Annotated in this window: 2 protein-coding genes; one reads left to right on the forward strand and one right to left on the reverse strand. The window is 69.4% G+C overall.

The window, feature by feature from the left end:
• Positions 1-10: 10 nt before the first annotated feature.
• Complete coding sequence (locus tag JWQ05_RS09520) at positions 11-2,458, reverse strand: DNA topoisomerase (protein WP_299657893.1); 2,448 nt, start codon at positions 2,456-2,458, stop codon at positions 11-13.
• A gap of 264 nt (positions 2,459-2,722) precedes the next feature.
• Here JWQ05_RS09520 and JWQ05_RS09525 point away from each other — a divergent pair, with 264 nt between their 5' ends.
• Positions 2,723-4,108 (forward strand): pilus assembly protein TadG-related protein, encoded by a 1,386-nt coding sequence (locus JWQ05_RS09525; RefSeq protein WP_299657895.1) that lies wholly within the window; start codon positions 2,723-2,725, stop codon positions 4,106-4,108.
• The last annotated feature ends 455 nt before the right edge of the window (positions 4,109-4,563 follow it).

Below are 4,563 nucleotides of genomic sequence, written 5' to 3' on the forward strand. Positions count from 1 at the left end.
GTGCGGCGCCTCAGGCCGAGGCGGCACGACGGGGCGTCCGTCCCGATCCGGCCCGCCGCGCCTTGGCGGGCGCCGGCCTGGTCCGGCTGCCCGCGGGACGGCCCGGCTCCGTCGCCCGGGGCTGCACCGGTTCGGCATGGGCATCGAGGAAGCGGCGGCAGGCGTCGAACTGCGTTTCCACCTCGGGCGGGCAGGCCAGCCCCCGCTGCTCGGCGAGGCGGCGCGCATAGGCCAGCATGGCCGCGCTGGGCAGGCGTTCCCCATCCTTCCCATTGCCCTTGCTCGCGCCGGGCTCGGAGCGCGGCCCCGCCTGCGCATCGAGGAAGGCGCGGCAGCGGGCGAGGTTGCTCTTGCAGCCGCGCGGCAGGGGCACGCCCTTTCGCGCGGCGAGCGACACCGCGAAAGCCAGCATGGCGGGGGTCGGCGGCCGGGCGTCGCCTTGACCGGGCCGGCTCCCACCCCAGGAACGCCCGCCAGAGGAGTTCCGGCCCGATGAAATCCCGCTCGGCGGGATCAGGCCCGGATCGAGGCTGACCACCTCCGCCGCCGCGATGGCGGCGATCAGGCCGTCCAGCCGCTCGCGGGTGCGCTCGCGAAACCGCTCGGCGCGCGCCAGCGCCTCGGCCCGCGTCGTGGCGCGGCCGATCTCGGCCAGATCCGCCTCGAACATCGCCCGCCCGACCGGATCGCCATAGGCCGGAAACACCCGCCGCACCGCCGCGATGAAGGCGAGCCCGACCTCCGTCACCGTAATGGCCGGGTCCTTGCCGCCCGCGAGGCTGACGTAGTGGCTCTTCAGGAGCTTGGGCAGGATGGTGTCGCGGGTCGCCGCCGTGCCGAGGCCCTTCGGCTCGTTCGGGTTGACGGGGTTCTCCAGGGCGCGCTTGGCCACCGGATCCTCGATCTGGTCGATGAGCCGGCCCATCACCACCGGCAACTCGCCCCGGCTGATGCGCCGGGGCGGCTCGGTCACCGCCGTGGCGATCTCGGCGCCCGTGGCGCGCGCCGCCTCGCCGTCGCTCAACGCCGGCAGACGCAGCACGCTCGCCTCGTCCTCTCGCCGTGCCTTGCCGGGAACGACGTCGGGCTCGGCCTCCGCCTCCGCCCCGTAGAGCGCCCGCCAGCCCGGCACGCGCACGACGCTGCCGGAGACCGAGAAGCGCTTGTTCCCCAGCGCTGTCGCCACCTCCGCCGCCACGGCGGTGCGGGCATCGACGCCGTCGGGCAGGTGCGCGGCGGCGTAGGCTTTCGCCACGAGGTCCCACAAACGGGCCTGGTCGGCGGTGAGCCGGCCGCCCTCGGGCACCTTGCGCAGGGGCACGATGGCGTGGTGCTCGCCGGGATCCTTGACGTAGTGGCCCCTGGACCCGCGCCGGATCACGGGCGGGCCGGTCATCAGGGGCCCGAGTTCCACCAGCACGGTCCCGATGGCGGCCAGCACCGCGCCGGCGTCGCCGGCCTGTCCCTCGGGGAGGGACTCGGATTCGGTGCGCGGATAGCTGAGATAGCCCTGGTCGTAGAGACCTTGCGCCAAGTGGGCGGTGTGCTGCGGGTCCCAGCCGAAGCGCTTGGCGCAGCGCCGTGCCAGGGTGTCCTTCGAGAACAGGCGCGGGGGCGCCCGGCGGACGTCCCGCTGCTCCACCGCCAGCGGCCCGGACCAATCCGCGGCCGCCGCCGCGATGGTCTCGGCGGTCTCGCGGGCGAAGATCCGGTCCTTCGGCATGTGCCACAGGGTCAGGACCGCGCCCGTCTCGGTCGCGGCGTGCAACGCCACCTTGAAGAAATCCTGCGGCTCGAAGGCCCGGATACGGTCTTCGAGATCGGCCAGGATGGCCAGAGTCGGCGATTGCACGCCGCCGAAGCGCCAGGGCTCGCGGAAGGCGGGCGGGCGCAGGCGCAGCGAGAGGGCGCGGGTGCCGTTGAGGCCGAGATGGTAATCCTCGTACTGGCGGCAGAGCGCCTCGAGATAGGCCGCGTAGTCGCGCGGCCCGGAATCCGGCTCCCGCGCCAGGGCGGCGAAGGCGCGGCGGATCGAGACGTCGTCGAGCGCCCCGAGCTTCAGGCGATCCACGCGCCCGCGCCAGCCGAGATGCTCCAGCACCTCCCAGGCGATCATCGAGCCCTCGCGCCCCGGATCGGTGGCGATGATGACCCGCTCGACACCCCTCAAAGCCTGGCCGATGGCGGCGAGCTTGCCCGCATGCGACTGGCCGGAGCGGTTCGTTCCGCAGCGGACCGGGATGGTGTCGAGCACGATCGGCAAGGCGTCGAAGCGCCAGGGCTTCCAGTCGGGCCGGATCTCGCCGGGCTCCTCGGCGGCGAGCAGGTGTCCCTCGGCGGCGACGCAGACGGTGCCGGGCGAGCGGAAGAAGCGCTGGAGCTGGCGCATCGCCGAGGGCTTCTCGAAGAAGAACAGCGTGCGGCCGGGCGCAGGACCGGGCGTGGGTCTCAACCTCATCAGCGTGATCCGTCGCGCCCCGATCCATCCGCCCGGGGACATCCTCGCGGAAGCCACGCCAGTTCTCATTCTGTTCTCATATGAGGGCAGGTGCGCGCGGCTGGCAAGGGGCATTCGAAGCCGCCGATGCATCACAAATGTAAAAACCGACTCGCCGAAAGACTAGCTAGACTCTTAACCCTCTTCAGACCTGATCCTGGCGGACCCAGTATGTCCGCGTTTCGATTCAAGGAATCGATAAGACTGTCTGCCACGGTCGAGAGCATGACAACCGCACCGGCACGTCCCCTCATCGCTCGATTCCACCGGGACACCCATGGTGGCGTACTGGTGATCGTCGCCCTGATGGTGCCGGTGCTGATGGGTTTGAGCGCGGCGGCCATCGAGTTTGGCGGGGTGGTGAAGCGGCGCACCGAACTTCAACGCGCGGCCGACAGCGCCAGCATCGCGGGCGTCAACCAGTTCAAGCTCGCCAATGCCGACGATGCGGCCGCGATTCGCACCGCGCAGGCGATGGCGCAGGCTCAGGCGCGCAGCAGCAGCGGCGGAACCCCTCAGATCGCCGCCGCCGTGCTCAACAACCACAGCGCCGTGCAGGTAAACATATCGGAGACGGTCTCGCTTTCGATGGGCAGGCTCCTCAACATGCCCACCCTCGACATCGCCGTGCGCTCGACCGCCAAGCTCTCGGGCACCACGCGCCTGTGCCTGCTCGCCCTCGATCCGCTCGCTCCCGGCGCCTTCCACATGGAGAGCTCGGCGCAACTCACCGCGACCGACTGCTCGCTCTACTCGAACTCGCTGGACCCGGCGGGCATTCAGGGCGAGAACGCGTCGGTTGCCAAGGCCATCTCGACTTGCTCGGCGGGCGGTTTCTCGGGTCCGAGCTCGAACTTCACGCCCCCGCCGTCCACCGGCTGCCCGCCCATGCGCGATCCGCTGATCGACAAGCAGGGACCCATCCCGGGGACCTGCATCGATCTCGGGTTCTTCGCCAATCCGAAGAAGTTCGTCTTTCCCATCGACGATCCGGCCTACGGTGTGAACATCGTCAGCAGCACCGTGACCCTCAACCCCGGCACCTATTGCGGCGGCTTGCACCTGACGAAGAAGGCCAACGTCACCCTCAACCCAGGCATCTACATCATGAAGGACGGCCCCCTCGTGATGGACAAAAATTCCAGCCTCGTAGGGACCAATGTCGCGTTCTACTTCACCGGCGTTCGCGGCGGCCTTCTGTTCGACCAGAAGAGTTCGGTCAGCCTCACCGCCCCCAAGGACGGGCCCTTGGCGGGCATCCTGCTCTTCGAGGACCGCTTGGCGCCCCCACCCCTCCCCCCCCTGCTTCCGCTGGACGGAAAGGGACCGGCGAAGGCGGCACCGGGCGGGGTCGTCGCGGCGCGCGAATACCGGATCATCAGCGACGACGCGCGCACACTGCTCGGCACCATCTACCTTCCCGTCGGGCGCCTGATCATCGATGCCGCCAAGCCCGTGGCGGACCAGTCCGCCTACACGGTCATCATCGCGCGGATGATCAACCTCTATGACGGCCCGAACCTCACCCTGAACGCGCGCTACGGCAGCACCGATGTGCCCGTGCCGAAGGGCGTCGGGCCGAGTTCCGCCGATACGCAGCTCACCCAGTAGGCGGAGCCCGGGCTCGACCTCGGCCAAGGCCGGGTCGAGCCTCGACCGGGCCGCGAAGACCGGACTTGATGGCGGCTGCGCCCTGCGCGGTCGCAGGAATGCGCAACGGGGCGATCACGCCGGCCGGGCGCAAGGGGACCAGGGTCCCATGACGGAAATCCCGCCCTGTGGGGCACGAGGATACCGGACAGCCGCCGTCTAGAGCCTGGCCCGCCGAGCCCGCTGGCCCACCCCCGGTCGACCCGGCTCGTCCGCGACAGGGTTGACGAAAAAATGACGCCAGGCTTCGCGGCAATCGTTTCTTCACGTTTGATCCTATAGTTCGATCCTCAAATAAAGGTCGAACAATGTTTGTCTATAGGCCTAAAACACACAAATTTATCAAATCTAGACAAGATGGGGTTGTCCTTTTTTTCGCATTGTCAGCACCCGTTGTATTCGCATTCTTTGCAGCG

The organism is Methylobacterium sp. (assembly GCF_028290105.1).
In the GTDB taxonomy this organism is placed as follows: Bacteria; Pseudomonadota; Alphaproteobacteria; order Rhizobiales; family Beijerinckiaceae; genus Methylobacterium.